Raw genomic sequence first — 24,853 nt, forward strand, 5'->3', positions numbered from 1 at the left:
GTCAGCTCGGCGGCGTTCCGGTCAGATAACGCTGCAGAGTCGGCGCGATCCAGGAGACCAGCTCGTCCGGCGTGGTGTCCACCATGGGCGGCAGCCGGACGATGTATCTGGTGAAGGCGAGGCCGAGGACCTGACTGGCCACCAGGCCGGCCCGTCGGGCGGTCAGCGTCGGGTCGGTGCCGAAGGTGGCCACGGCGGCGGTGAGCTGGTTGGCGAAGATGCCGCGCATGCGTTCGGCCGCGCCGGGATTGGTGCTGGCGGCCCGCAGCAGCGCCACCAGGGTCTCGTCGCCCTCCCACCGGGCCAGGAAGTGGCGGACCAACACCTCACCGAGTCGGGCGGGGGGCACCGAGGTCAGGTCGGGCAGGCGGAGGTCGAACTCGGCCGCCGCGGCGAAGAGCCCTTCCTTGCTGCCGTAGTAGCGCATGACCATCGACGGGTCGATCTGGGCGTCGGCGGCGATGGCCCGGATCGTGGCGCGTTCGTAGCCGTCCGCCGCGAACCGTTCCCGGGCCGCTCGCAGGATCGCCGCCCGAGTGGCGTCGGAGCGGCGGGGCTGGGTCGGCGGGGCGGACGAGGTCATGCCAACGACCGTATGCCAACACCTGTTGACATGCAATCGTGAGACGTTCTAGCGTGGCCAACAAGTGTTTGCCAACACATGTTGGCAGCTGTCTTCTGGAGGTGGCCATGCTGCCCACGAGCACTGACGTCCTGGTGGTGGGTGCCGGCCCCACCGGTCTCGCCACCGCGTTGACGCTGGCCCGGCGCGGGGTCGAGGTGACGGTGCTGGACCGGCTCGCCGCGCCGCCGATCACCTCCCGCGCCGCCGTCGTGCACGCGTACACCCTGGAGGTGCTGGACCGGATCGGCGCTGCCGCGCCGCTGATCGCCCAGGCGGTGCGGACGCCGCGTTTCACGGTGCGCGACCGGGACCGGGTGTTGCTGTCGGTGCCGTTCCACGAGCTGCCGTCCCGCTTCCCCTACGCGCTGCTGATCTCCCAGGCGGTCACCGAGACCGTGCTCACCGAAAAACTGGCCGAACTCGGTGTCCAGGTACGACGGCCCTGCCGGCTCACCGGGCTGAGCCGCGTCGGTGACGGCATGCTCGCGCAGGTCGACGGGCAGGCGGTGCGCGCCCGGTTCGTGGTCGGCGCGGACGGCCTGCACAGCACGGTCCGGCAGTTGGCCGGCATCGGCTTCACCGGCAGCAGCGACGAGGAATCCTTCGTCCTCGCCGACGTGCGGGTGCACAGCGTGCTGCCCCGCGACGAGGCGGCGCTCTTCCTCGCCCGCCCCGGGCCGTTGGTCTGGGCCCCACTCCCCGGCGGGGTGGTCCGGATGGTCGCCGCCGTGCAGGACGCACCGGCCGAACCGGATGCGGCCTACCTTCAGGCACTGCTCGACGAGCGCGGTCCGGTACGACGACCCGACCGGGTGACCGACGTGGTCTGGGGTTCCCGGTTCCGGGTTCACCACCGGATCGCCGACACCTTCCGAGCCGGACCGGTGCTGCTGGCCGGTGACGCCGGGCACGTGCACAGCCCGGCCGGCGGGCAGGGCATGAACCTCGGCATCTGCGACGCGGTCGCGCTCGGCACCGCGGTGGCGGACATGCTCGACGGTGGCCCGGAGAAGCTGCTCGACGACTACGACGCCCGGCAGCGACCGATGGCCGAGGACGTGATGAGCTTCGCCGCCGGGCTGACCAGGTTGGCGGCCGTCTCGCCGGCCGGCCGGCCCGCCCGGGACGTGCTGCTCCGGCTGCTCGGTGCCGTTCCACCGGCCCGTCGACGGATCGCGATGCGCCTGTCCGGGCTGTCCCACCGCGAGCGAACGCCGAGCTAGGCAACGCCGCTGCGGCTCAGCACGCCGGGTGCGGCCGACCGCAGCATCCGCCACGCGGTCAGGGTGACCAGCGCGAACGTCCCCGCCGCCGCGCCCGCCACCGGCACCGTGCCGTACGCCGCGGCGGCCAACCCGGCGAGCGCCGCCCCGAGCGGTGCGGTGAGCAGACCGACCATCCGCTGCGCCGCACCGACCCGGCCCAGCAACTCGCCCGGCACCTGCCGCTGCCCGTACGACGCCCACAGGCTGTTCCACACCACGGTGCCGGCGGCGAAGACGGCCAGCGCGATCCCACCCGGCACCGGATCCCGAGCCAGCGCGAAGCCGGTCAGCGCCACGGTCTGCCCGGCCAGCACGACCCGCAGCGCCGGCACCGTGCCGAGCCGCGCGGCGAGCCGGCCCGCCCCGAGCGCCCCCGCCAGGCCCCCGAAGATGGCGGCGGCGGCGAACAGCCCGTACCCGGCCGGCGGCACCCGCAGCACGTCCAGCGCGTAGAGCACCAGTACCGCCATGATCCCGCTGATCGCCAGGTTGCTCGCCGCGGTGAGCAGTGTGAGCCGCCACAGGATCCGGTGCGCCCGCAGCCAGCGCAGCCCTTCGACGATCTCGCTCCACACCGAGCCGCGTCGCCTCCGCACCCTCGTCCCCGCCGGCGGGGCGAGGGCCAGCACGAGCAGTGCGGCCACCGCGAAGGTGACGGCGTCGAGGGCGAACGGAAGGGCCGGGGCGGCGGCGAACAGGACACCGGCGGCGGGAGCCCCGAGGAAACCACCGGCCACCGCTGACCCAGCCTGGAGCCGGCCGTTCGCCCGGGGCAACGCGTCCGGCGGCACCACCGCGGGAAGCAGCGCGAACGAGGCGGAGTCGAAGAGGGTGCCCAACGCGGCGAGCAGGAACGCCGCCACCAGCAACACCGGGACGCTGACCCGGTTGAGCGCGACCACCACGGCCAGCGCCGCCACCACGCCAGCGCGTACCCCGTCGACCACCGCCATCGTCCGACGGCGGTCCCAGCGGTCCGCGTACACCCCGCCGAGCAGGCCGAAGAGCAGCGGCGGCAACTGCCCGGCCACGGTGACCGCCGCGATGATCCGGGGATCGCGGGTCACGGTCGCGGCCAACAGGGCCAGCGCCGGGGTACGCAGCGCGTCTCCGAATCGCGACGACACGGTGGCGGACCAGAGCAGCCGGAAGTCCCGGCCGAGAGCAGTGGCGGTCATGCCGGTGACCGTGCCGGTTCGACCGGGTCGAGGGTCAAGCCACCACAGTGCGGAACGACCGTCAGCCGCCGCTCCACCGCAGGCAGTTCCCGGTCTAGGCTTGCCCGGTGACGGTGGAGCAGCAGGCACGGGGTGCGGCGGGTGCGGGCCGGCGCAGGTCCCGCAAGGACGAGATCCTGGAGATCGCGGTAGGTCTTTTCGCAGCGCGCGGCTATCACGGCGTGTCGATGGACGACATCGGCGCTGCCGCCGGGGTCACCGGTCCGGCGCTGTACCACCACTTCGCCGGCAAGGAGGCCATGCTGGCCGCCGCGCTGATCCCGGTCAGCGAGGGGTTGCTGGCAGGTGGGCGGGAACGCGCCGCTGGGCGGTCGGACGACCCGCGCGGCGTGCTGGAGTCGCTGATCGACTTCCACGTCGAGTTCGCCCTGGCCAACCCGGCGGTGATCGCGTTGCACCTGCACGAGTTGGACCGCCTCCCCGAGGAGCCGCGGCGGCGGATCCGTCGGCTGCAACGGCTCTACGTCGAAGAGTGGGTGACGGTGCTCACCGCGCTGCACCCGGGTATGCCCGACGGTGAGGCGCGGGTGCTCGCGCACGCCGCGTTCGGCCTGATGAACTCGACGCCGTTTCTCGGTGGAGAGGTGGACCGACGTCGCCGCGCCGAGCTGCTGCGCGGGGCGACCCTGGCCGCGCTGCTCGCCTGAGTCGACTCGTCAGAACCGTGCCGGTCATGATTCCCTGACATCGTCCCACCATCCGGACGCCGGGAGGAAACATGATCGAGTCACTGCTGGTCGCCAATCGGGGCGAGATCGCCCGCCGGATCATCCGGACCGCCAAGCGGCTCGGCATCCGCGCGATCGCTGTGTACTCGGAGGCCGATGCCGACCTGCCGTTCGTCGCGGAGGCGGACGAGGCGGTCCTCATCGGCCCACCGAACCCGGCGCTGAGCTACCGCAACACCGAGGCGATCCTCGCCGCCGCGAAGTCGACTGGCGCGCAGGCCATCCACCCCGGCTACGGCTTCCTGTCGGAGAACGCCGAGTTCGCCCGTACCGTCGAGGCGAGCGGCCTGATCTGGGTCGGACCTGACGCGGACGCGATCACCGCGATGGGCGACAAGATCAACGCTCGGAACCTGATGGCGGCGGCGGGCGTTCCGGTCGCGCCCGGCACCACCGACCCGGCCGCCGACCTGGACGCGGCGGTGTCGGCCGCCGCCGAGATCGGCTATCCGGTGATGGTCAAGGCCGCCGCCGGCGGTGGCGGCATGGGCATGGGTGTGGCCGTCGACGAGGCCGCGCTGCGCACCGAGTACGACAAGGTACGCGCGTTCGCCGAGCGGATGTTCGGCGACGGCTCGGTGTTGATCGAGCGGTACTTTCCCCGGGTACGGCACGTCGAGGTGCAGATCCTCGGCCTGGCCGACGGTCGGGTGGTGGCGCTCGGCGAGCGGGAGTGCTCGGTGCAGCGCCGCAACCAGAAGCTGGTCGAGGAGTCCCCGTCGCCAGCGGTCTCGCCGGAGTTGCGCTCCCGTCTGCTGGCGGCGGCGGTGCGGGCCGGCGAGGCGGTCGACTACCGCAACGCGGGGACTGTGGAGTGCCTCTTCGATCCGGCCACCGAGGATTTCTTCTTCCTGGAGATGAACACGCGGTTGCAGGTGGAGCACCCGGTGACCGAGTACGTCTATGGCATCGACCTGGTCGAGGAGCAGTTGCGGGTGGCCTCTGGGCTGGCGCCGACGTTCGACCCGGACGCGTTGACCCCCGGTGGACACGCCATGGAGATGCGGATCAACGCCGAGGACCCGAAGCGCTTTCTGCCCGGCCCTGGTGTGATCAGGACCTGGGTGGAGCCGGCGGGCGAGGGGGTCCGGGTGGACTCCGGCTACACCGAGGGCAACACGGTCACCCCGTTCTACGACAGCCTGTTGGCCAAGCTGATCATCACCGGCGCGACCCGCGCCGAGGTGCTCGACCGCGCTCGGGACGCGGTGGCCGCCTTCCAGATCGAGGGCCCGAAGAACAACGTCCCCTTCTTCGCCGAGCTGCTCACCAACGAGGAGTTCCGCTCCGGCACCTACGACACCGCCATCGTCTCCCGCATGCGCTGATCACCCGGCCGCCCGGGCGCGGCCCGACCGGCCGTTGGGGCGGACCCTTCGGTCCTCCCGGCCCTGGCACGCGGTCCTGGCCTGCCGGCGCGGTCCTGGCCTGCCGGCGCGGTCCTGGCCTGCCGGCGCGGTCCTGGCCCGGCGGCGCGGTCCTGGCCCGGCGGCCAGGCCCGATGGCGGGGCGACCCGACGGGCGACCCGGACGGCGGGGCGAGACTGGTGGGCACGCCCTTTGCTCTGCTTACCTGGATGCGACAGTGGTTGTCCGGCTCACGGACGGTGACCGTTGCATATGGGTATGCAAAGCAAAGGGCGCGTGGACGACAAGCTGTCCCCGCACGCCCGCACGCCCGCCACGCCGACGCCAGCCCAGCCACCACACCCACCCCACGTCACAGCGAGGTGACCGATGAGCCAGCTGCCAGATTCCGTCTCGATCCGTGAGGTTGGGCCACGGGACGGGTTGCAGAACGAGGATCCGATCCCGACCGACGCCAAGGTGCGGCTGCTCGACGCCCTCTCCGGCACCGGTGTACGCCGGATCGAGGCGGTGTCGTTCGTGCACCCGAAGGCGATCCCGCAGATGGCGGACGCCGACGAGGTGTGGCGGCGGGCGGTGAAGGCTGACGGGGTGCGCTACTCGGCGCTGGTGCCGAACACCCGGGGCGCGCAGCGGGCACTCGCCGCCGGGTTCACCGAGATCGAGGTGGTGGTCTCGGCCAGCGACACGCACAACCGGCGCAACGTCAACAGGTCCACCGACGAGTCGCTGGACGACATCGCCGAGCTGATCGACCTGCTGCACGGGGCCTCGGCGCGGGTCGAGGTGATCGTGGCGACCAGCTTCGGCTGCCCGTACGAGGGGGACATCGACCCGCAGCGGGTGGCCGGGATCGTGGACCGCGTGGTCCGCGACGGCGCGGACCGGGTCGCGTTCGGCGACACCACCGGCATGGGCACCCCACGCCGGGTCCGCGAGCTGCTGACCGCGGTACGCGACCGCAACGCGCACGTGCCGGTCCTGCTGCACTTCCACAACACCCGGGGTACCGCACTGGCCAACCTGTTGACCGCGTTGGAGTTGGGGGTGACCGAGTTCGACGCCAGCGTCGGTGGCCTCGGTGGGTGCCCTTACGCGCCGGGGGCGAGCGGCAACCTGGCCACCGAGGAGGCCGTGCACATGCTGCACGACATGGGCATCGACACAGGCATCGACCTTGCGGCCCTCATCGAGGTGGCGGAGTTGGCCGAGGAGCTGCTCGGCAAGAAGCTGCCGTCGGGTGTGTTGCGGGCCGGCCCGCGTACCCGGCTGACGCCGCTGCCGAGCTGAGCGTTCGGGGACGACGAAGGGGCCGGCGCACGCGCCAGCCCCTTCGTCGTGCCAGGTCGCTCAGCTCACCGAGGTGAGCATGCTCGGCCAGCTGTCGCGGAAGATGTCCGCGCTGCGGTCGGTGGCGCTGAACGTGCCGGCGAAGAGGTTGCTGACCCGGCTCGCCTCGGCGCTGCTCGGGTACGGGTTGGTGCAGCTGGTGCCGGCGCTGCCGCCAGACATCAGCAGCGAGCAGTTCCCGTTGTAGTTGTCCGGCAGGCCGAGGATGTGCCCGATCTCGTGGGTCATGATCCGCAGCACGCTGTACTGGGCGGCCTGCTGGGTGTCGATGTAGACCCGGCCGTTGCCGAGGCTGGTCCGCACGGCGTAAGAGCCGCCGCCGGTGATCCGGTAGATCCGCAGGTTCGAGCCGCAGTTCGCCGAGAGCGTCAGGTTGACGGTGGCGTTGTTCCAGATCGTGGCGGCCTGGTTGGCGACGCTGGCGTAGCTGCCCGCCTGGCTGGTGTTGTAGCAGATGGTCATGGCGGCGGACGCGGGCGCGGGGTTGGCGACCGTGAGGCCGAGGGTGGTGAGTGCCGTCGCGAGCAACGCGACCGCGAACCGATTGAGTCGTGAGGTCATCGCTGACTCCAATCCGGGAGGAGGGGTGTCAGGAGCCTAGCGACACTCATTCATGTTATTCAATGTCTTGCTCTCGGCTCGACTGTCTGATTCGCTCGTAGGTCGCCGACAGTCGCAGTCATGCGCTAGCCTAACGATCGTTCAGGTCATCTGCTGGAGGAGTCGGCGTGACGCTCGACGGTGAGGCACTGGAGCAGCTGCGCAAGCGCGCCCGGTCCGGCGGCGCGGACAAGTATCACGCCGCCAACGCGGCCAAGGGCAAGCTCTTCGCCCGTGAGCGGGTCGCGCTCCTGGTCGACGAGGGCTCATTCGTCGAGGACGGCCTCTACGCCAACGCGCTCGCCGACGGGTTGCCCGCCGACGGCGTGGTGACCGGCACCGCCACGATCGACGGCCGACAGGTCTGTCTGATGGCCAACGACTCGACAGTCAAGGCCGGCAGCTGGGGCGCCCGCACCGTCGAGAAGATCATCCGCATCATCGAGCGCGCGTACGGCGCCGGTGTGCCGATGGTCTACCTGGTCGACTCGGCCGGCGCGCGGATCACCGACCAGGTCGACCTCTTCCCCGGCCGGCGCGGCGCTGGCAAGATCTTCTGGAACCAGGTCCGCGCCTCGGGCTCGATCCCGCAGGTCTGCGCGCTGTTCGGTCCGAGCGCCGCCGGTGGGGCGTACATCCCGGCGTTCTGCGACGTGGTGGCGCTCGTCGACGGCAACGCCAGCATGTATCTCGGCTCCGACCGGATGGTCGAGATGGTCACCGGCGAGAAGACCACCCTGGAGGCGATGGGTGGGGCGAAGGTGCACACCACCGAATCCGGAGTGGGGCACTTCCTCTGCAAGACCGAGGCCGACGCGCTCGACGTCGTGAAGACCTACCTGTCGTACCTGCCGGCGAACTGGACCCAGCAACCGCCGGCCGCGCCGGCGGTCGCCGCGCCCGCGAAGGCCGACCTGGCCGCGCTGGTGCCGGCCAGTGAGCGGCAGGCGTTCGACATGCGGCGGTACGTCAAGGGCCTGCTCGACGAGGGCTCGTTCTTCGAGATCCAGGCGCTCTGGGCCAAGGAGTTGACCATCGGCTTCGGTCGGCTCGACGGCCAGGTCGTCGGCGTGGTCGGCAACAACTCGATGTTCAAGGGCGGCGTGCTCTTCGTCGACTCGGCCGACAAGGCCACCCGGTTCGTGCAGCTCTGCGACGCGTTCAACGTGCCCCTGCTGTTCCTCAGCGACGTACCGGGCTTCATGGTCGGCAGCGCGGTGGAGAAGCAGGGCATCATCCGGCACGGCGCCAAGATGATCACCGCGATCTCCGAGGCGACAGTGCCGAAGATCTGCGTGGTGGTCCGCAAGGCGTACGGCGCCGGCCTCTACGCGATGGCCGGTCCCGGGTTCGAGCCGGACGCCACCATCGCCCTGCCCACCGCGAAGATCGCCGTGATGGGCGCCGAGGCGGCAGTGAACGCGGTCTACGCCAACAAGATCGCCGCCATTGCCGACGAGGACGAGCGGGCCGCCTTCGTCGCCGCCAAGCGCGCCGAGTACGAGCAGGACATCGACGTCGTCCGGCTCGCCAGCGAACTGGTGGTGGACGCCATCGTCGAGCCGCACGACCTGCGCACCGAACTGGTCCGCCGATTCGCGGCGGCGCGCACCAAGGACCGGCACTTCTCCCGCCGTCGGCACGGCGTCACCCCGGTCTGATCATCGGCTCGGGCCCGCACAGCGACCCGCCCTCGGCGTCACGAGCGCCGAGGCGGACCGTCCTTACAGGAGGATGAGATGGACTTCCGGCTCACCGACGAACAAGAGGCGCTGCGCGAGAGCGTGCGGGAATTCGCCCGCGAGGTGGTCGCGCCGGTCATCGCCGAGCACTACGAGCAGCACACCTTTCCGTACGAGGTGATCCGGCAGATGGGCAAGATGGGCCTGTTCGGCCTGCCCTTCGACGAGCAGCACGGCGGCATGGGCGGCGACTACTTCGCGCTCTGCCTGGCGCTGGAGGAGTTGGCCCGGGTCGACTCGAGTGTGGCCATCACGCTGGAGGCGGCGGTCTCGCTGGGCGCGATGCCGATCTACCGCTTCGGCACCGAGGAGCAGAAGGCGACCTGGCTGCCCCGGTTGCTCAGCGGCGAGGCGCTGGCCGGCTTCGGGCTCACCGAGCCGGGCACCGGCTCGGACGCCGCCGGCACGCAGACGCGGGCGGTGCTCGACGGCGACGAGTGGGTGATCAACGGGTCGAAGGCGTTCATCACCAACTCCGGGACCGACATCACGGCCATGGTCACTGTCACCGCGGTGACCGGCACAAATCCGGACGGCTCCAAGGAGCTGTCGACGATCATCGTGCCGACCGGCACGCCCGGGTTCACCGTGGCCCCCGGCTACTCCAAGGTGGGGTGGACCGCCTCGGACACCCACGAGCTGACCTTCGACGACTGCCGGGTGCCGGCCGCCAACCTGCTCGGCGCACGGGGTCGGGGGTTCGCGCAGTTCCTGCGGATCCTCGACGAGGGCCGGATCGCCATCGCCGCGCTGGCCGTCGGTCTCGCGCAGGGCTGCGTCGACGAGTCCATCAGGTACGCGAAGGAACGGCACGCCTTCGGTCAGCCGATCGGCGCCAACCAGGCCATCCAGTTCAAGATTGCCGACATGGAGTTGAAGGCGCACACCGCCCGGTTGGCCTACTACGACGCCGCCGCGCGGATGCTGGCCGGCGAGCCGTTCAAGCGGCAGGCCGCCATCGCGAAACTGCACGCCAGCACGATCGCCGTGGACAACGCCCGGGAGGCCACCCAGATCCACGGCGGGTACGGCTTCATGAACGAGTACCCGGTTGCCCGGTTCTGGCGGGACTCCAAGATCCTGGAGATCGGTGAGGGCACCAGCGAGGTGCAGCGCATGATCATCGCTCGGGATCTGGGTCTCTGAGTGGTCCAGCCGAACTGATCAGCCGGTCGTTCCGGACGGGCTGTCCGTACGGCTGTCGGGTTTCGGCGAGCGGGCGTCGGTAGCCCGACGTTCGACTGCCGATGGTCGGAGTCGATCCGTACTCTTCGAGCCCATGACTCCGGATCATGACTGGTCGCGGAGCCCGGCTGGGCGGACCACACTGCCGGAGCTGCTCCGCGGGCATCGACGCGCCGCCGGCCTGACCCAGGCCGAGTTGGCGTCCCGGGCCGGGGTGGGCGTGCGGACGGTGCGTGACCTGGAGCGTGGCCGGTCGATCCGGCCGCAACGCACCACCGTCGAGCTGCTCGCCGGGGCGTTGGCGCTGACCGGCGCCAGCCGGGCGGCGTTCCTGGCCGCGGCCCGGGGCGTCGGTGCCGAGCCGGCCCCACCGGACGTCACGTCGACGACGTTCGCGGTCAGCGGGACCGCCGCGTCGGCCGCACCCGCCGGCCCGTCGGTCGCGCTCCCGCCGCCGGTCGCGTTGATCGGCCGGGACCGCGACCTCACCGAGCTGGCCGCAATGCTGACCGCCGAGCGAGGGCCCCGGCTGGTGAGCCTCGTCGGGCTGGCCGGCGTCGGCAAGACCGCCCTGGCGACGTCGGTGGCGCACCTGGTGGCCTCCGCCCACCCGGGCGGTGTCGCCGGTGTGCTGGTCGGCGAGGGATCGGACGGTCCGGACGTGCTCGCCGCCTCGATGTCCGTACTCGGTGTGGCGCGCCTGTCCGAACTCGTGGCCCGGCTCACCGGACGGCCGGCGCTGCTGGTGATGGACGCGGTGGAGCACGCCCCGGGACCGGTGGCCGCGACCCTGCACCGGTTGATCGGCGCACTGCCCGCACTGCGGGTGCTGGTCACCGGGCGACACCCGGTCGGGTTGCCCGGTGAGCGGGTCTGGCCGGTCGCGCCGCTGGACGTGCCACCGCCGGAGGCCGAGCACGCCGGACTCGAATCGTGGCCGTCGGTCGCGTTGTTCACCGCCCGGCTCGCTCAGGTGCGCCGGGAGCCGCCCACCCCCGCTGAGATGCCGGCGCTCGCCGCGTTGGTGCGCCGGTTGGGTGGGCTGCCGTTGGCCATCGAGCTGATGGCCGCCCGGGGCCGGCTCCTCGACCTCACCGAACTGCTCGACCGGTACGGCGACCGGGTGCTCGACCTGGCCACTCCGGCCGACGCCTCCACCCACCCGGGCTGGGACGCACCGGAGGGGCTCACGGGTCGCACGAGCGGACCCGACAACGGTGCGGGGGGCGCGGTAGCGGTCACCCTGCGGGACGCGGTGGCGTTCAGCTACCGGCTGTTGGCGTCGGACGAGCGGGCCGCGCTGCGGCAGTTGGCCGTCTTCGGCAACCGCTGGTCGGTGGAGTTGGCCGAGGAGATGCTCGCCGACGAGGCCGACCGGGACGGCACGGTGGCGATCGACCCGGTGCCACTGTTGGACCGCTTCGTCGAGCTGGGGCTGCTGAGCGTACGCGGAACCGGGTCGTTCCGGTTCCGGCTGCTGGACGCGGTCCGTGACTACGCCGTCGAGCAGGCGGCCGGTGAGGGTGAGCTGACCTGCATCCGGCGTCGACACGCGGAGGTCATCGCGCGCCTGGTGGCACGGACCGCCAGCGACCTGGTCGGCCCACACCTGCCCGACGCGGTGCACCGGCTGGACGAGATGAGCAGCGACATCAGTTCGTCGTTGGCCCACGCGGCCACCGACGACCCGTTGACCGCACTGCGGCTGGCGGCCTGCCTGACCCGCTGGTGGCGGTTCCGCGGACGCGATGTCGTCGGGCGGCAGTGGCTGCGGCGGCTGTTGGCGGACCCGCGGACCGGCGACGCCGACCCTCTCCTGCGGGGCTGGGCAGCACTCGGGGTCGCCCGGCTGGCCGCCGAGCACGGGGCGGGGGCGGAGGAGCTGTCGACGGCTCGCGCGGCGCTGGACACCTTCCGGCAGGCCGGCGACGTCACCGGGGAGTTGGAGGCGCGCAACGTGCTCGGCACCCTGCTGATCTCCGTGGGGAGGCAGGAGGAGGCTCGCGAGCAGGCCGAGGCGCTGTTGCGGTTGGCTGCCCGCAACGGCCGGACCCGGGACCTGGCGGTGGCCCAGAACAGCCTCGTCTGGCACGAGATCCGCGCGGGCGACCTGGCTGCGGCCCGCCGCCGGCTCGCTGCGGTGGACCGGCTCGCCGTGGAGAGCGGGGAGCAGCGTCTGCGGGTGCTGGGCTGGGCCAACCGTGCCGAGGTCGCCCGGCTGGAGGGCTGGTACGCGGACGCCGTCGACCGTGGCCAGCGGGCCATCGAGGCCCTGTCCGAGCTGGGTGACCCCGGGCGTCGCCGTCGGGTGCTGGGGACCATCGGGCTGGCGCTCGCCCAGGACGGGCGGGTTGCGGAGGCGACCGAGGTGCTGGCCGAGTTGCGTGCCGGGGGCGTGGAGCCGTTGGCGGCGCGGCCGACAGTGCCGCGACAACGGTCCGGCGACCCGACGCTGAGGTGGGGTGGGCCGGAGGCCGGGCTGTGTGCGCTGATCGAGGGGAACCTGGCGCTGCACCGGGGTGACCGGGAGTTGGCCGCCGAGTGGTTCGCTGCCGCCGCCGACACCGCGGGGCAGGATCGCCGCGACGTGGTGGAAGCACTTGTGGGACTGGCCGCGAGCACCGCGGACCCGACGGTGCTCGATCGACTGGACCGGGTCTGCGTGGAGACCGGCATCCGGCTGTTGCCGCAGGAGTCGGGCCTGCTCTACGCGCTGGTCGCCGACCGGGATGGGCCGACCCGGTAGGAGCGGATCGGGTGCCCGCGCATGCCCGGGAGGATCGCGACGGGAGAGTGGCGCGGGCGAAGAGCCCCCTTTGGTGCTACCCCTCGCTGATCGCCCGCGCCGTCACCCCCCGGTGATCCCCGGTGCAGGAAGCCTGCCACCGATGCGATGGCAGAAAGTCGGCTTGGACCGAATCCTCCAGCTTGGTTGGGTCAGTTCTGCCGGTCTTTCTGCCGCCGCGCGCGGGCGGTGACAGTGCTTCTCACTGTCGTCGGGCGGCGCTGTCGGCGTCGGCGCTCTGCTCCGGGTCGACGTCGTCACTGCCGGCGGTGGCGCACGGATGCGCGGCGTCGCGGACCCGTCGCAACCCGTCGAGGAGGGCCGCCAGCGCCTCGGGGTCGAGCTGCCCGGTGAACCACTGATCGATTATCTGCAGGTGGCCGGGCAGCGTCTCGTTCAGGCGTTGCATCCCAGCGGCGGTGACCACCGCGTACGAGCTGCGCCGGTCGTTCGGGCAGGCCCGGCGGGTGAGCAGGCCGTCGCGCTCCATCCGGTCCACCACGCGGGTCACTCCGCTGGTCGACAGGGAGGTCTGGGCGGCGAGGTCGGTCATCCGTAGTTGGTTGCCGGGCGAGCGGGCGAGTCGGGTGATGACCTCGAACTCGACCGCGGAGAGGCCGTGCTCCTCCAGCTGGGCGGTGAACCGGGCGGACAGCCCGGCGTGCGCCTCGAAGAGCAGGCCGACGGCGGTGATCCGGGGATCGTCGAAGACGTTGGTCACCGGTTCATCATACCAGTGCTTGACACGGGGAATATTGTTGCGATTATAGTTGCTCACGCAGTCGTTGGGCTATTAAACAATCCCCTGGAGGACAGCAGCATGACCAGCAGCATCGATGCGGTTACCCGCGACTGGGACGGCCTCACCATCCCGGCGGCCGGCACCTACGCGCTCGACGTGGCGCACAAGCGGGTCGGCTTCGTTGCCCGGCACATGATGGTGAGCAAGGTTCGCGGTGAGTTCAACGAGGCGACCGCCACCATCACCGTTGCCGAGGACCCGCTGCAGTCGTCGGTCGTCGCCACCATTCAGGCCGCCAGCGTCGACACCACCCAGGCCGACCGGGACGCGCACCTGCGCAGCGCCGAGTTCCTGGACGCCGAGAAGTTCCCGACGCTCGAGTTCCGCAGCACCGGGGTCAAGTCCCGACGCGGCAGCGAGTTCGTGCTCACCGGTGAGCTGACCATCAAGGACGTTACCCGTCCGGTCGAGCTGGAGGTGGAGTTCGAGGGTGTCGGCCGCAGCCCGTTCGGCCAGGACATCTTCGGCTTCTCCGCGAGCACCGAGATCGACCGCGAGGAGTTCGGCCTGACCTGGAACGTCGCCCTGGAGACCGGTGGCGTGCTGGTCAGCCGCAAGATCAAGATTGAGATCGAGGGCGAGGCCGTCCGTCAGGCCTGACCCCTGGGATCGTCGGAGTGTCAGGGGCATCCTCCCGAATGATCCGGCACGCAGGGCCCGCGCCGTACGTCGGCGCGGGCCCTGCGTCGTCTCCGCTCGTGGTAATTGTCACGAGTTGATCGCACCGCCACCGGGTCCAGCAGGGCGGCGACGGGGTACAGATGGCGCCACGAGCGCGTCCGCGCCGGCCGACCTCGGATCACCGGCGTCGGCCTCTGGCCCCGGTCAGGTGGGCGCTCTTACCGTGGATGCTTCACAAAGCGCTTCCGGGACGGCAGGATCCCGACCGCGCCGGCCGTCGGGAGGACACATGGGCAGGGACGTCTCAGAGGGCGCCTTCACCCGGGATGATCGCGTCCGGTATCGGCAGAAGGTGCGGCGGTGCCTGGACGTCTTCGCCCTGATGCTCGACGACTTCGGCTTCGACGCGGACCGGCCGATGACCGGCCTGGAGATCGAGCTCAACCTGGTCGACTCGGCCGCCGAGCCCGCGATGCGCAACGAGGAGATCCTCGCCGACATCGCCGACCCCCTCTTCCAGACCGAGTTGGGGCAGTTCAACCTCGAACTCAACGCCGAGCCCCGACTGATCGAGGGCACCGGCTTCGCCGACTACGAGGACGACCTGCGCGGCAGCCTCTCCCGGGCCGACGAGCGCGCCGCCAGATCCGACGCGAAGATCGTCCTGGTCGGCATCCTGCCCACCCTCACCGAGGGGCACCTGGTCGAGGACAATCTCTCCACCAACGAGCGTTACCGCGTGCTCAATGACCAGATCGTCGGCGCCCGTGGCGAGGACATCGAACTGGACATTCGCGGCGTCGAGCAGTTGCGGACGCACACCGACTCGATCGCCCCCGAGGCCGCCTGCACGAGCCTCCAGTTCCACCTCCAGGTCGCCCCGGACAGCTTCGCCGACTACTGGAACGCGTCCCAGGCCATCGCCGGTGTGCAGGTGGCGGTCGGCGCGAACAGCCCCTTCCTGTACGGCCGCCAACTGTGGGCCGAAACCCGGATCGCCCTGTTCCAGCAGGCCACCGACACGCGCCCGGACGAACTGAAGGCCCAGGGCGTACGACCCCGGGTGTGGTTCGGCGAACGGTGGATCACCTCGATCTTCGACCTCTTCGAGGAGAACGTCAGGTACTTCCCGCCGCTGCTGCCGATCTGCGAGGACGAGGACCCGGTGGAGGTCCTGCACGCCGGCGGTGTGCCACAGCTCGGCGAGTTGCGGTTGCACAACGGCACTGTCTACCGGTGGAACCGGCCGGTCTACGACATCATGAACGGCCGCCCGCACCTGCGGGTGGAGAACCGGGTGCTGCCGGCCGGGCCGACGGTGGTGGACATGCTGGCCAACGCGGCCTTCTACTTCGGGCTGGTACGCGGTCTGGCCGAGGCCGACCGGCCGATCTGGAGCCAACTCACCTTCAGCTCGGCCGAGGAGAACTTCCACGCCGCCGCCCGACGTGGCCTGGACGCCGTGCTGCACTGGCCCGGGCTCGGTGACGTGCCGGTCACCAAGCTGGTCCTGGATCAACTGCTGCCCACCGCCGCTGCCGGCCTGGACGGGTTCGGTGTCGCCGCGGCGCAGCGGGACCGCCTGCTCGGCATCATCGAGCAGCGCTGTCGTACCGGCCGCAACGGCGCCGTCTGGCAGACCGAGGCGGTCTGGGCGGCGGAACGGCACCACGGCATGGACCGGACGGCCGCCCTGCACCACATGGTCCAGCGCTACGCCGAACTCCAGCGCACCAACCAACCCGTCCACACCTGGCCAACCCCCTAACCCCGCACGCCCGCCCCCACGCCCACCCCCGCCGCACGCGTTGATCATGAAGTTATTGCCACCCCGCCCGGCGTGTCATGACAATAACTTCATGATCAACAGAGGTCGGGCGGGTGCCCGGGGGGGTTAGTTGGGGGGTTGGCGGCGGGGTGGTCGGGGGCGGCGAGGGCTGGGGGTTGGGGCTGCTGCTTCGGTGGGGTGGGCCGGATCGGTGTGGTCCGGGTTCGTTCGCGGGGCGGGCACCTGCGGTACGGCGGTCGCCTCGCCGGGCAGCGAGTCCGGGCCGGGCGTCTGCGCTGAGGTGTCGGGCTTCCTGCGCCGGGCAGCGGTCCCGGCCGTCGAGCCGGAGGTCGCCGGGGCGGGACCGCTGTCGGTGACCACTGCCGGGTCGGCCAGCGTGCCCTGAGCGACCGGGGCCGGCTCGGCCTCCGTGCCCTGAGCTGCCGGACTCCGGTCAGCCGCACTCAGCGCGGTCGGGTGGTGCCGCTCGGTCAGGTGGTGCCGCTCGGCCCGCTCGCCGAGGCGGGCGGCCAGCACCGAGCCGCCGATACCGGCGATCACCGCGTACGGGGCGATCAGCTGGGTGGAGAGTTGCGCGGGGCCGAGCGTCGACCAGTGCGGCAGGGTGGTCAGGTAGGCGAGCGCGACGAGCATCGGACCGGCCGCGCCGGAGGCCGCCGCACCCACCCGGTGCCCACCCGAGCGGGCGGACCGCCGGGCGGCCAGCACCCCGATCAGCAGCGCGGGTACCAGGGCCAGCAGCGCACCCGGCCAGTAGAGCTGCCCCCCGATCCAGTACCGGGCGTGGTCCGGGTCGAACTGCCAGGTGCCGAGTTGCGCGCCGGTCAGCCCTCGTCCGACGCGTACCCCGTCGATCACCGAGATCACCGCGAGCAGCCAGAGCCAGGCTGCCGTCGCGGTCACGTTGACGGCAGCGGCTCGGGAACGCAGCGCCCAGACCGCGACGAGGACGCCGATCAGGATGCCCAGCGTCGCCTGAACGGCGGCCGTCCGTTGCGGTGCGCCGGTGTCCGCGCCGGTCGCGACCCGCGCGGGTACGGCGATCAACAGCACCGTGACCAGCCCGCCCAACCCGGCACCGAGCGCCAGGGCCACCCGCCGCAGCAGGCCCCCGCGGTCCTGCTGTGGCGACTCGGCCACCGACGGTGGTGTGCTCGTCACCCCGGCCGGGGTGGCCCCGGTTGTCGGTGGACGTGCGTCGACCGGGGGCTCGTGCTCCGTCGCCCGGTCACCGGGCGGCGTGCCATCGTGGCGGACCACATCGTCGGTAGCGGCCTGCGCAGAGATCGCGGTCTTCGCCGGGGCGGTGCGTTGGTGGAGCCGCTGCGCGCAGACCGCGCCGAGGACCGTTGAGCTGGCGGCGAGCCAGGTCGCCCAGGCGAGGCCGTCCGCCCATGCGGTGTCGGTAGCGGCGGCATCGGTGGGCGTCCAGGTGATGACGCCGAGCCCGTAGCCGAAGCCCAGTTGTGCGGCACCCGCGCCGGCAGCGACCCCGATCGCCGTCGCGATCGACACTCCCCAGCCCTGTCTGGCCATGCCGGGCAGCGTAACGTCCCGTCGTCGGCGCGGCGAGTCGCAACGACCCGCCGGTGTGGGACGCCGGCGCGGCGGATTGGGCGGCGGGCGGTACGGTCGCCGGTGATGAGGCGGTGGGCGTTATGACGGACACGAACCCGGGTCGGCAGAATGCCGCCGGTGGCGGTGCGGGCCGGGCCAGCGTCGTGCTCGGTGGCGGGTTGGCGGCGGTGCTGCTCGCCGCGGTCGGTGCGACAGGTGGCTGGTTGCTGGCCGGCGAGGACGAGACACCCGTCGGTGATCCGCTGGCCGTTGCGACCACGTCTGGTGCGCCGACCGGCCGGACGACCGCACCGCGGTCGAGCACCGGACGGCCGACACCGTCGGCGGTCCAGACCTCCGCCACCGCGACCAAGGGTGCCGGACTGACCGTGCCGCCGGTGATCGGCACCGACTTCGAGCAGGCCCGGGAGACGCTGCGCAAGCAGCGGCTGGGTTGGCGGTTGGTTTTCGGTGGCGGCGTCGGTCGTACGGTCGAGAGCACCACACCGGAGGTGGGCACCGCGGTTGCCCGGGGGACGACAGTGCAACTACAGGTCGCTGGACCGGCGCCGGCCGCCGAGGTGCCGGACGTGGTCGGCGAGAGCTGCGCGGACGCCGCCGACGAGTTGGTCGACGAGGGCCTCTACCCGCGCTACGTCACCGGACGCAGCGGGAAGGTCAACCGGCAGGAGCCCACCGAGGATGGCTCGGCCCGGTGGAACGACCAGGTCAGCATCTGGTGCGGCGCGGCCTCCGACGAGCAACCGACCACGAAACCCACGCCCTGACGCCTGGCCGGCGGGTCCCGCTTCCCGGCGGGTGCCCGCCGCTCTGCCCCGTCGACAGCCGGCGCGGCTCGGCACGCTGATCCCCGCCGATGGTGGTGTGGACGACTAGGTTGGCGGTCGAGGGCCGTGACGCCCGTCCGGGTTCGGGAAGGGACGTGCGATGAGCGACGACCGCCAGGAGCCACCCGTCGGTGAGGACGACGAAGACCCGACCCGCCCCCTGCCCGCCGACGCTGACCGGCCGGGCCCGCCGGCCGACCAGACGGCGCCGATACCTCCGCCGTGGTCCGGGCGGGCGGAGGTGCGCTCGCCCCGACCTGATGACTCCGCCGGAGAGTGGTACGTCGAGGAGCAGGGTGGTCGGCGGTGGTGGTTGCCGATCCTCTGGGGCGTCCTGGCGCTGCTGCTCGCCGGCCTGATCGGGGGCGCGCTCTGGTTGGTGCGCTCCCCGCAGGATGACGACCGGGACGATCCGGGGTCCACCCCGTCACCGCCGCCGACCAGTGCCACCAGCGCCCCTCCGACCAGTGCGGCCCCCACCTCGGCGGCGCCCACGAGCGAGTCCCCGAGCAGCTCGGCCACCACGGACGCACCGGACGAGGTGCCGGTGCCGCCGCTCGCCGGTCTGCCGCAGGCCACCGCCGAGGGGCTGTTGGATCGGCTCGGCCTGGCCTACCGGGTGGTGTACCGCCCGTCGGAGCTGCCGGCGGGCACGGTGGTGGGCACCGAGCCGGGGGTGGGCGAGTCGGTGTCGACCGACGATGAGGTGTTGTTGATCGTCTCGCAGGCCGAGCCTCCGAGCGGAACGACCCCGACCACACCCAGCCCCACTGCGACGAGTACGCCGTGACCTCTTGTCACCACATCCGGCGGCGGGTGCCGACGAGGCCGATGCCGGCCAGCGAGATGGCCAGGCCGAAGATGCCGGACCAGAACAGCGAGCGGCGGATCTCTTCGGCGCCGTGTCCGGCCGGAGCTGCCTCGGCGATTTCCTGACGGTTGTCGGACTGGCCGCCGGCACCCAGGCCGGATACCTGACCGGTCGGGTCGGCACCACCGGGGTGGTCGGCCGGCGCGTGCGTGTCGATCCAGCCCGGTTCCTCGTCGACCGACTGACCGTCGTCAGTCGGCGGGTCGGAGTCGAGCACGGTGATCTCCGGTGCGGGTACCGGTGTGCTTAGCCGGGTGGACGACATCGCCGGGTCGCGGACGAGGACCAGGAGTGTCGCCATCGCCCCGAAGAGGGCGAGGAGTCCGATGGCATAGGCGATACGGGAGCGGTGGTGCCGCCGCAGGGCGGGCTGATTGACCATGACCATCCCAGGGTCAGGGTCCTGGACGAGCGGGTGGAACGGTGCCGGGGTGGGCGTACCTGATTCTATGGCGACGGCACGCCCACCGGCGGCGGATCTGCTCGGTCAGCCCACCCGGACCGGGGTGCGCGCGACCGGACGGCGGGTCCGCACGGTGTGCGGACGGGGTTCGGGGGCGGCCTGCAGCTGCTGCAGCCCTTCCCGCTGGACGAAGATCGACCGTCGGGTGACCGCGTCACCCGCCGCGTTCAACTCGTAGCCGTCGAGCCAGAGCCAGCCGTCATAGGTCGGCCAGTCGAGCACCCGGATCACCCGGAACTTGATCGGCCTGAGGAACTGGACACTCGCCGCGCGAGTCACGTGCAGTACGTCACCGGTGCGGGGAAGCACATGGGCTCCTGGGGAGGATCGGCCGGCGGCTGCGCCGGCGGTGCCTGAACGGGGGACGTCTCGGCCGGTGACGGGGTCGTGCCTCGTGAACCGGTGGTGCGGATGGCGGTGGTCGGGCCGTACCCGCTGGTGACGTGCCGCCACCCGACCACCACCCGGTTGCTTCCGGGAACCGCGCCCGCCGCCGCAGCTTGCCGGCTTGCAGCGGCGGGGTCATTACCCCGGAGCAGGTCTCGTTGTCGTCGGCCGGACCCGCGTCGGGCTCGGCGCCCCCGGATCGGTGGGGTCACCACTCCGAGGGACCGAACCGGGACGCTGAGTGATCCGTGCCATACGGACAGAGTGCATCAGGGACGTGCTTCATGCAAGTTGCACGTCGACTTTTGCCGATACGTGAGCGTGTCGCGCGAAAGGCCTATTGAAGCCATCCGCGTCCGGGCGGCACACTGAGGGCCGGTTTCGCCCGTCGCGGCCGGCCGAGGACCGGCACCACTCCCCTCCGTCGCGAACGCTCGCCGGTCGACGATCGCGCCCCCGGCGGGTGTCACCCAGTGGCGCGTTACCGGAGGTAGCCCGAGTGGGGTCGAGCAGCCAGCGGCGGGGACCAGTGAGTCACGGGTTGCGCGATGAGTGAGCGGCGCAGTCCCACCATCAGACGGCGGCGGCTCGGGGCCGAGCTGCGCCGCCAGCGGGAGTCCGCCGGAATCACCATCGAGGTGGTCGCCGAACAGTTGGAGTGCTCGGCGTCGAAGATCTCCCGGATCGAGACCGGGCACACCACGGCCACCCCTCGCGACGTGCGGGACATGCTGCGGATCTACGGCGTGGTCGGCGCCGAGAGCGACGAGTTGGTGCAGATCGCCCGGGAGGCCCGCCAGAAGGGCTGGTGGCACCCGTACAGCACGGTGCTCGTCGGCGCGTACGTCGGGCTGGAGGCGGCGGCGAGTTCGATCCGGGCGTACGAACAGCAGGTCGTTCCGGGCCTTCTGGAGACCGAGGAGTACGCCGGGGCCATGATCCGCGCCGCTCGTCCGGACTTCACCGCCGATCAGGTGCACCAAAGGGTGCGTGTCCGTCTGGGCCGTCAGTCGTTATTGACCCAGGACGATCCGGTCGATCTGTGGGTGGTGCTCGATGAGGCGGTGGTAAGTCGGCCGGTGGGCGGGGACGAGGTGATGCGCGGCCAACTCAGACGGTTGGTCGAGGTGGCCGAGTTGCCGAACGTGACGCTGCAGATCCTGCCCTTCGAGGTGGGTGCGCACGCCGGCATGGACGGCACGTTCACGATCCTCAGCTTCCCTGAGCCCGGTGATCCGGATGTTGTGTACGCGGAGAACGCCACGGGTGGGCTCTTCCTCGAGAAGAGCGACGAACTACAGAAGTACAGCTTCATCTTCGATCACATCCGCGCTGCGGCCATACGTCCGGAGGAGTCCGTCGCACACATCGCAAAACTGGCAGAGGAGCCGTTGTGGAAATGGCGACCAAAGGGTTCCCGGTGGACCTGACGCAGGCAGCGTGGTTCAAGAGCTCGAAGAGCGGGCCGAACTGTGACAACTGCGTGGAGGTGGCGTACGTGACGGGGGCGGTTGGAGTGCGGGACTCGAAGGACAAGGCGGGCCCCGCCCTGGTCTTCGCGCCAGGCGACTGGCACGCCTTCGTCGCCGGCACCCGCGGTGGTGTGTTCGGCGCGGTCTGACCGAGTGGTCAGTGAAGTCCCCGTCCGGTTCGCCGGACGGGGACTTTCGCCGTGTCCGTCCCCGGCACGTACGGCGGACGGTCGCGGGTCCCGGCGGGGGTCGGCGAGGTTCCGTCGGGATTCCCGTCGCCACTGCGCCCCCGTCTCGTTGAACCGGTCGGTACGGCGCTGGTCGACGACCCGCCGCATCGACCCGCAACCGAGCGAGTAGGCGAGACGGATGACGACGATCGGTTCAGAGAATCTCACCAACGGCCCGGCGAAGCCGGAGCGGTTCGGTGGCAAGTACCGCGGCGCTCGTCGGGACACGGTTCTGACCGAGGTGGTCTCGACCGACCAGGAGTTGAACGGGCGTGAGGGCACCGCCGAGACGACGGATCCCCCGCTCTCGCTGCCCTCACTGGACCCGAACCCGCTGATCGAGCCGTCGTTCCCACCGAGCGGCTGGCCGATGGAGCCGCCCCAGTCCCTGGCTGACCACCCGTTGCTGCGTGGCCTGCTGATGGAGCTGCCGCCGAAGGGCACCGTGCCCTCGCAGGACTGGCTGGATCGCTGGTTCGAGGCGACCAGGTCGATCCTGGAGTTGCTATACGTGCAGAGCGCCAGCCGTCCGCGCTGACCGTACGGCGGCCGGTCGGGCCCGCTCGGCGAGGCGATTGTGCCGCAGTGCGTGCCGGACCCCGATGGCGATCACCGCGACCGCGCCGACGGTGATCGCCGGTCCGGTGATCCCGGGGTCGGCGCCGAGGTCGGTGCCGGCTGCCGCGACCAGTCCCGGCACGGTGGCCAGGGCGGTGACCTGTAGTGGCAGCCCGACGAGCGGGTGGGCCGCCGCGGCGCGCAGCCCGTGCGGCGCGGGGGTGGCGGGGGCGCTGGCGAACGCGCCGGCACCGGCACGCAGCCGGCGGATCCGTCGTACGGAGCAGACCGTCGCCACGAGCGCCGGGCCAGCGGCGAGGGTGAGCCCGGCGGCGGCCCGGTCGACCGGCGCGGTGCCCGCGCTGAACAGGCCGCCGCCGAGCACGGCCGCGGTGAGCGTCGCACCGGTGAGGGCGAGCACCAGCAACCATCCGGTACGCCGGCGCAGCACGCGGGTGTTGCGCAGCCGGGGCAGGCCGTCGGCAACGATGCCGGCGGCCAGCCAGACGGCGGCGACCGGGAGCAGGATGGTGAGCTGACTCTCCATGTTCGAGAGTCTTTCCCGATTCTCGGCGAGGCGAATCCGGGCCGGTCCCCCGTTCGTCCCGGACGCCGGGCCCGTAGGGGGTCATCACTCGAAGGTTATGGACCTTTCGACATGTTCAACTGCCCTCCTGCTGATCTACCCTCAGCTAAATCGGCGACTGTCGATTGATGTTGGGACCGGTGGTCACGTTCCGCCGCCGGTCAGAGGGAGGTAGGAGATGGGTCTTCCACGAAGGTCCGTGCTGATCGGGGTGGCCGCGGCGACAGTGTTGGCCGTCGGCACCCCGGCCCTGGCCGCCGAACCCGTCGGTGTGGTTCGGGCCGCCGGCGGAGCCACCGCCGTGCCGGACAGCTACATCGTCGTACTCAAGGACAGCGCCGTGGCCCGGGACCGGGTCGGCGACACCGCGAAGCGGCTCTCCGGCCGCCACGGCGGCACCGTGGCCCGCACCTACGGCGCGGCGCTGCGCGGCTTCGAGGTCACTGTGAGCGCGAGCGCGGCGGCGCGGATCGCGGCCGACCCGGCGGTGGCGTACGTCGAGCAGAACCACACCGTCTCGATCTCCGGTACGCAGGCCAACCCGCCCTCCTGGGGCCTGGACCGGATCGACCAGCGCAACCTGCCGTTGGACAGCTCCTACACCTACCCCAACACGGCGAGCAACGTGCACGCCTACATCATCGACACCGGCATCCGGTTCTCCCACAACGACTTCGGCGGCCGGGCCACCTCCGGCTACGACGCTGTCGACGGCGGGTCGGCCGACGACTGCAACGGGCACGGCACGCACGTCGCCGGCACCGTCGGCGGGTCCGCGTACGGGGTGGCCAAGGCCGTCCAGCTCGTCGGCGTACGGGTGCTGAACTGCTCCGGCAGTGGCACCAACGCCGGTGTGATCGCCGGCGTCGACTGGGTCACCGCGAACGCGATCAAGCCGGCCGTGGCGAACATGAGCCTCGGCGGTGGAGCGAACAGCTCCCTGGACAACGCCGTCCGCAACTCGATCGCCTCGGGCGTCACGTACGGCCTGGCAGCCGGCAACGACAGCGGCGCGAACGCCTGCAACACCTCTCCGGCGCGGACCACGGAAGCCATCACGGTGGGCTCGACGACCAGCTCGGACGCCCGGTCGTCGTTCTCCAACATCGGCACCTGCCTGGACATCTTCGCGCCCGGCTCGTCGATCACCTCGGCCTGGTACACCAGCAACACCGCCACCAACACGATCAGCGGCACCTCGATGGCCACCCCACACGTGGTCGGAGCGGCGGCCCTGGTGGCCAGCGCCAACCCGAGCTGGACCCCGGCTCAGGTCCGCAACCAACTGGTGGCCAACGCGACCCCGAACGTGGTGGGCAACCCCGGCTCCGGCTCGCCGAACCTGTTGCTCTACGTGGGTACCGGCAGCACCCCGCCGCCGCCCACCGGCTGCACCGGCACCAACGGCACCGACGTCTCGATCCCGGACGCCGGCTCGGCGGTGACCAGCTCGATCACCATCTCCGGCTGCGGTCGCAACGCTTCCTCGGCCTCCACCGTGGCGGTGAACATCGTGCACACCTACCGCGGTGACCTGGTCATCGACCTGCTCGCCCCGGACGGCAGCTCGTACCGGCTGAAGAACAGCAGCTCCTCGGACAGCGCGGACAACGTCAACGCCACGTACACGGTCAACGTGTCCGGTGAGGCCGCCGACGGCATCTGGCGACTTCAGGTGCGCGACACCTACTCAGTCGACACCGGCTACATCAACACCTGGACCCTGACCGTCTGACCGAAGCGGTTGCGCGGGGCCCTTTCCGGCAGCCGGAGAGGGCCCCGT

23 protein-coding genes are annotated in these 24,853 nt (G+C 71.5%); 15 read left to right on the forward strand and 8 right to left on the reverse strand.

Annotated features, from left to right (window positions below):
* Window position 1 precedes the first annotated feature (1 nt).
* Window positions 2–583, reverse strand: coding sequence for a TetR/AcrR family transcriptional regulator (locus tag QSK15_RS00895; RefSeq protein WP_285792462.1), 582 nt, complete (start codon window positions 581–583; stop codon window positions 2–4).
* Between the two features lie 107 nt (window positions 584–690).
* On the opposite strand from QSK15_RS00895, the gene QSK15_RS00900 reads away from it, so the two are divergent.
* Complete coding sequence (locus QSK15_RS00900) at window positions 691–1,848, forward strand: FAD-dependent oxidoreductase (RefSeq protein WP_285792463.1); 1,158 nt, start codon at window positions 691–693, stop codon at window positions 1,846–1,848.
* On the opposite strand, the gene QSK15_RS00905 is transcribed toward QSK15_RS00900, so the two are convergent.
* On the reverse strand, window positions 1,845–3,068 hold the full coding sequence (locus QSK15_RS00905) for an MFS transporter (RefSeq protein ID WP_285792464.1): 1,224 nt from the start codon (window positions 3,066–3,068) through the stop codon (window positions 1,845–1,847). The two genes, QSK15_RS00900 and QSK15_RS00905, sit on opposite strands and share 4 nt — an antisense overlap.
* Before the next feature lie 107 nt (window positions 3,069–3,175).
* On the opposite strand from QSK15_RS00905, the gene QSK15_RS00910 reads away from it, so the two are divergent.
* The 3 genes from QSK15_RS00910 (at window position 3,176) to QSK15_RS00920 (ending at window position 6,514) form a co-directional block, all read left to right on the forward strand.
* The gene (locus QSK15_RS00910; protein WP_030331931.1) at window positions 3,176–3,775 is read left to right on the forward strand and encodes a TetR/AcrR family transcriptional regulator; all 600 of its coding nucleotides are present in this window, start codon (window positions 3,176–3,178) and stop codon (window positions 3,773–3,775) included.
* A gap of 71 nt (window positions 3,776–3,846) precedes the next feature.
* Entirely contained in the window at window positions 3,847–5,184 is a 1,338-nt protein-coding gene (locus tag QSK15_RS00915) for an acetyl-CoA carboxylase biotin carboxylase subunit (protein ID WP_285792465.1), read from the forward strand.
* A gap of 409 nt (window positions 5,185–5,593) precedes the next feature.
* Window positions 5,594–6,514, forward strand: coding sequence for a hydroxymethylglutaryl-CoA lyase (locus tag QSK15_RS00920; RefSeq protein WP_285792466.1), 921 nt, complete (start codon window positions 5,594–5,596; stop codon window positions 6,512–6,514).
* 60 nt (window positions 6,515–6,574) lie between these two features.
* Here QSK15_RS00920 and QSK15_RS00925 read toward each other — a convergent pair whose 3' ends face one another.
* Window positions 6,575–7,135: a snapalysin family zinc-dependent metalloprotease gene (locus QSK15_RS00925; RefSeq protein WP_285792467.1), complete on the reverse strand. Its 561-nt coding sequence runs from the start codon at window positions 7,133–7,135 to the stop codon at window positions 6,575–6,577.
* Between the two features lie 167 nt (window positions 7,136–7,302).
* On the opposite strand from QSK15_RS00925, the gene QSK15_RS00930 reads away from it, so the two are divergent.
* The 3 genes from QSK15_RS00930 (at window position 7,303) to QSK15_RS00940 (ending at window position 12,847) form a co-directional block, all read left to right on the forward strand.
* On the forward strand, window positions 7,303–8,835 hold the full coding sequence (locus QSK15_RS00930; protein ID WP_279517448.1) for an acyl-CoA carboxylase subunit beta: 1,533 nt from the start codon (window positions 7,303–7,305) through the stop codon (window positions 8,833–8,835).
* A 78-nt stretch (window positions 8,836–8,913) separates the two neighbouring features.
* Complete coding sequence (locus tag QSK15_RS00935) at window positions 8,914–10,062, forward strand: acyl-CoA dehydrogenase family protein (RefSeq protein WP_030331942.1); 1,149 nt, start codon at window positions 8,914–8,916, stop codon at window positions 10,060–10,062.
* A 133-nt stretch (window positions 10,063–10,195) separates the two neighbouring features.
* On the forward strand, window positions 10,196–12,847 hold the full coding sequence (locus tag QSK15_RS00940) for an ATP-binding protein (RefSeq protein WP_285792468.1): 2,652 nt from the start codon (window positions 10,196–10,198) through the stop codon (window positions 12,845–12,847).
* A gap of 241 nt (window positions 12,848–13,088) precedes the next feature.
* On the opposite strand, the gene QSK15_RS00945 is transcribed toward QSK15_RS00940, so the two are convergent.
* Window positions 13,089–13,607: a MarR family winged helix-turn-helix transcriptional regulator gene (locus QSK15_RS00945; RefSeq protein ID WP_285792469.1), complete on the reverse strand. Its 519-nt coding sequence runs from the start codon at window positions 13,605–13,607 to the stop codon at window positions 13,089–13,091.
* A gap of 99 nt (window positions 13,608–13,706) precedes the next feature.
* Between QSK15_RS00945 and QSK15_RS00950 the strand changes: the two genes are divergently transcribed.
* Window positions 13,707–14,288 carry a YceI family protein gene (locus QSK15_RS00950; protein WP_030331947.1) on the forward strand — a complete coding sequence of 194 codons (582 nt, stop codon included), beginning with the start codon at window positions 13,707–13,709 and terminating at the stop codon, window positions 14,286–14,288.
* A gap of 310 nt (window positions 14,289–14,598) precedes the next feature.
* Window positions 14,599–16,077 (forward strand): glutamate-cysteine ligase family protein, encoded by a 1,479-nt coding sequence (locus QSK15_RS00955; protein ID WP_279517445.1) that lies wholly within the window; start codon window positions 14,599–14,601, stop codon window positions 16,075–16,077.
* A gap of 126 nt (window positions 16,078–16,203) precedes the next feature.
* Here QSK15_RS00955 and QSK15_RS00960 read toward each other — a convergent pair whose 3' ends face one another.
* Window positions 16,204–17,634, reverse strand: coding sequence for a hypothetical protein (locus tag QSK15_RS00960; RefSeq protein WP_285792470.1), 1,431 nt, complete (start codon window positions 17,632–17,634; stop codon window positions 16,204–16,206).
* Window positions 17,635–17,756: 122 nt separating this feature from the next.
* Between QSK15_RS00960 and QSK15_RS00965 the strand changes: the two genes are divergently transcribed.
* Both QSK15_RS00965 and QSK15_RS00970 read left to right on the forward strand, forming a co-directional pair.
* Window positions 17,757–18,443 carry a PASTA domain-containing protein gene (locus QSK15_RS00965; RefSeq protein WP_285792471.1) on the forward strand — a complete coding sequence of 229 codons (687 nt, stop codon included), beginning with the start codon at window positions 17,757–17,759 and terminating at the stop codon, window positions 18,441–18,443.
* 160 nt (window positions 18,444–18,603) lie between these two features.
* Window positions 18,604–19,293, forward strand: a complete 690-nt coding sequence (locus QSK15_RS00970; protein ID WP_285792472.1) for a PASTA domain-containing protein — start codon at window positions 18,604–18,606, stop codon at window positions 19,291–19,293.
* A 7-nt stretch (window positions 19,294–19,300) separates the two neighbouring features.
* On the opposite strand, the gene QSK15_RS00975 is transcribed toward QSK15_RS00970, so the two are convergent.
* Both QSK15_RS00975 and QSK15_RS00980 read right to left on the reverse strand, forming a co-directional pair.
* Window positions 19,301–19,762: a hypothetical protein gene (locus QSK15_RS00975; RefSeq protein ID WP_285792473.1), complete on the reverse strand. Its 462-nt coding sequence runs from the start codon at window positions 19,760–19,762 to the stop codon at window positions 19,301–19,303.
* A gap of 99 nt (window positions 19,763–19,861) precedes the next feature.
* Window positions 19,862–20,146 carry a hypothetical protein gene (locus QSK15_RS00980; RefSeq protein ID WP_279519541.1) on the reverse strand — a complete coding sequence of 95 codons (285 nt, stop codon included), beginning with the start codon at window positions 20,144–20,146 and terminating at the stop codon, window positions 19,862–19,864.
* Window positions 20,147–20,772: 626 nt separating this feature from the next.
* Between QSK15_RS00980 and QSK15_RS00985 the strand changes: the two genes are divergently transcribed.
* The 3 genes from QSK15_RS00985 (at window position 20,773) to QSK15_RS00995 (ending at window position 22,464) form a co-directional block, all read left to right on the forward strand.
* Window positions 20,773–21,654: a helix-turn-helix domain-containing protein gene (locus QSK15_RS00985; RefSeq protein WP_285792474.1), complete on the forward strand. Its 882-nt coding sequence runs from the start codon at window positions 20,773–20,775 to the stop codon at window positions 21,652–21,654.
* Entirely contained in the window at window positions 21,624–21,845 is a 222-nt protein-coding gene (locus tag QSK15_RS00990; protein ID WP_088986986.1) for a DUF397 domain-containing protein, read from the forward strand. Before QSK15_RS00985 ends, QSK15_RS00990 begins: the two co-directional genes overlap by 31 nt.
* Window positions 21,846–22,065: 220 nt before the next feature.
* A complete protein-coding gene (locus QSK15_RS00995) occupies window positions 22,066–22,464 on the forward strand; it encodes a hypothetical protein (protein WP_285792475.1) in 399 nt (132 codons plus the stop codon).
* On the opposite strand, the gene QSK15_RS01000 is transcribed toward QSK15_RS00995, so the two are convergent.
* On the reverse strand, window positions 22,432–23,031 hold the full coding sequence (locus QSK15_RS01000; RefSeq protein WP_285792476.1) for a hypothetical protein: 600 nt from the start codon (window positions 23,029–23,031) through the stop codon (window positions 22,432–22,434). The genes QSK15_RS00995 and QSK15_RS01000 overlap by 33 nt on opposite strands.
* A gap of 217 nt (window positions 23,032–23,248) precedes the next feature.
* Here QSK15_RS01000 and QSK15_RS01005 point away from each other — a divergent pair, with 217 nt between their 5' ends.
* A complete protein-coding gene (locus QSK15_RS01005; protein WP_285792477.1) occupies window positions 23,249–24,805 on the forward strand; it encodes a S8 family peptidase in 1,557 nt (518 codons plus the stop codon).
* Window positions 24,806–24,853 lie beyond the last annotated feature (48 nt).

Source organism: Micromonospora sp. NBRC 107095 (assembly GCF_030269705.1).
Lineage (GTDB): Bacteria > Actinomycetota > Actinomycetes > Mycobacteriales > Micromonosporaceae > Micromonospora > Micromonospora parva.

Excerpts from the sequence above, each read along its gene's own strand:
- QSK15_RS00920 (WP_285792466.1), top strand. The coding sequence starts at position 5,594 with ATGAGCCAGCTGCCAGATTCCGTCTCGATCCGTGAGGTTGGGCCACGG.
- QSK15_RS00975 (WP_285792473.1), bottom strand. The coding sequence starts at position 19,762 with ATGGTCATGGTCAATCAGCCCGCCCTGCGGCGGCACCACCGCTCCCGT.
- QSK15_RS00925 (WP_285792467.1), bottom strand. The coding sequence starts at position 7,135 with ATGACCTCACGACTCAATCGGTTCGCGGTCGCGTTGCTCGCGACGGCA.
- QSK15_RS01000 (WP_285792476.1), bottom strand. The coding sequence starts at position 23,031 with ATGGAGAGTCAGCTCACCATCCTGCTCCCGGTCGCCGCCGTCTGGCTG.
- QSK15_RS00900 (WP_285792463.1), top strand. The coding sequence starts at position 691 with ATGCTGCCCACGAGCACTGACGTCCTGGTGGTGGGTGCCGGCCCCACC.
- QSK15_RS00965 (WP_285792471.1), top strand. The coding sequence starts at position 17,757 with ATGACGGACACGAACCCGGGTCGGCAGAATGCCGCCGGTGGCGGTGCG.
- QSK15_RS00970 (WP_285792472.1), top strand. The coding sequence starts at position 18,604 with ATGAGCGACGACCGCCAGGAGCCACCCGTCGGTGAGGACGACGAAGAC.
- QSK15_RS01005 (WP_285792477.1), top strand. The coding sequence starts at position 23,249 with ATGGGTCTTCCACGAAGGTCCGTGCTGATCGGGGTGGCCGCGGCGACA.
- QSK15_RS00955 (WP_279517445.1), top strand. The coding sequence starts at position 14,599 with ATGGGCAGGGACGTCTCAGAGGGCGCCTTCACCCGGGATGATCGCGTC.
- QSK15_RS00895 (WP_285792462.1), bottom strand. The coding sequence starts at position 583 with ATGACCTCGTCCGCCCCGCCGACCCAGCCCCGCCGCTCCGACGCCACT.
- QSK15_RS00905 (WP_285792464.1), bottom strand. The coding sequence starts at position 3,068 with ATGACCGCCACTGCTCTCGGCCGGGACTTCCGGCTGCTCTGGTCCGCC.
- QSK15_RS00990 (WP_088986986.1), top strand. The coding sequence starts at position 21,624 with ATGGCGACCAAAGGGTTCCCGGTGGACCTGACGCAGGCAGCGTGGTTC.
- QSK15_RS00950 (WP_030331947.1), top strand. The coding sequence starts at position 13,707 with ATGACCAGCAGCATCGATGCGGTTACCCGCGACTGGGACGGCCTCACC.
- QSK15_RS00915 (WP_285792465.1), top strand. The coding sequence starts at position 3,847 with ATGATCGAGTCACTGCTGGTCGCCAATCGGGGCGAGATCGCCCGCCGG.
- QSK15_RS00935 (WP_030331942.1), top strand. The coding sequence starts at position 8,914 with ATGGACTTCCGGCTCACCGACGAACAAGAGGCGCTGCGCGAGAGCGTG.
- QSK15_RS00995 (WP_285792475.1), top strand. The coding sequence starts at position 22,066 with ATGACGACGATCGGTTCAGAGAATCTCACCAACGGCCCGGCGAAGCCG.
- QSK15_RS00960 (WP_285792470.1), bottom strand. The coding sequence starts at position 17,634 with ATGGCCAGACAGGGCTGGGGAGTGTCGATCGCGACGGCGATCGGGGTC.
- QSK15_RS00985 (WP_285792474.1), top strand. The coding sequence starts at position 20,773 with ATGAGTGAGCGGCGCAGTCCCACCATCAGACGGCGGCGGCTCGGGGCC.
- QSK15_RS00940 (WP_285792468.1), top strand. The coding sequence starts at position 10,196 with ATGACTCCGGATCATGACTGGTCGCGGAGCCCGGCTGGGCGGACCACA.